The sequence below is a fragment of the Coprococcus sp. AM11-30B genome (assembly GCF_027674365.1).
In the GTDB taxonomy this organism is placed as follows: Bacteria; Bacillota; Clostridia; order Lachnospirales; family Lachnospiraceae; genus Allocoprococcus; species Allocoprococcus comes.
On the sequence record NZ_JAQDVB010000052.1, the window covers coordinates 839 to 1,855 of the forward strand.

At 39.1% G+C, this 1,017-nt stretch carries 1 protein-coding gene and 1 pseudogene; one reads left to right on the forward strand and one right to left on the reverse strand.

The features are described 5' to 3' along the window. Positions 1 to 277 (forward strand): tyrosine-type recombinase/integrase (locus tag PGU50_RS17865; protein WP_270247650.1); only part of this gene is annotated, 277 nt, incomplete at its 5' end. Between the two features lie 360 nt (positions 278 to 637). Here the strand turns inward: PGU50_RS17865 and PGU50_RS17870 are convergent. Next, positions 638 to 1,017, reverse strand: a pseudogene (locus PGU50_RS17870) (hypothetical protein); the annotation flags it as partial.

Genomic DNA, 1,017 nt, shown 5'->3' on the forward strand with positions numbered 1-1,017 from the left:
CTTAAGACCTGATGGCTGTCTGGAACTTCCGACTACTTTGGGAACGGTATGCAGAAAGGTAGCAAAAACATTAGAGGGATTTGAAGGCTTTCATTTCCACCAGTTACGTCATACCTATGCAAGCAACCTTTTAGCAAATGGAGCTGCCCCAAAAGATGTGCAGGAATTGTTAGGACACTCAGATGTCAGTACCACAATGAACGTCTATGCTCACTCCACAAGAGATGCGAAACGAAAATCGGTTCGGCTTCTTGATAAAGTGGTAGGCAATGACTAAAAAATTTCCCTTATTTCCCTTGTGATTATCTCATAAGGGCAAAAATAAGGGAAACTACATATCATTTCACTAATGGACAGGCGGGAAAGCCTATAAAATGGGGAAAGTTAGAGAGATAATTATATAAATTTCAGTTTGTATGCGACAAACGTTTGAACATTTTTTGAACACCGCAACCGTGATGAAGTCTTCAAAGCCCCTTTCTATCAGTATTTGAGATTAAGTAAAACGGTTCGATTCCGGTCTGCGGCATTAAGTAAAAAATAGGAGAAACGTTGAATTTACAGCGTTTCTCTTTTTTTCGCAACAAAACGGGAGAGCAAAATCCCCATGCTCTCCCATCTTTCAGCTCATCCATTCTTATTCTTCAACAGCCCATTTCTCAATCTGTTTCATAAATTTCTCATCTTCTGAAATAACTTTTACCGGCTTCTTATAATCAATTGACATAAGTCCCAGTAGTCCAAATCGGGTTAATCTTTCTTTGTTTATTGCAAAATTCATAACTCTTCGTTGACACATGTAAGCGATTCGACTACCTGTGTATGCCGTAATCCAAGCTGTATCCTTATCAACTCCGAGTTTCATCAAATTCTTTATACGATTCTGTGGGATTTTCCATTGCTTCCAGATACACATACACAACCTATAACGAATTCTTGCATCTAGTTCTTTACTACAGCTTCCTTCAGATTCCACCTCACAATGGACACCCTGCTGTTCAGCTATATACTTCCTTG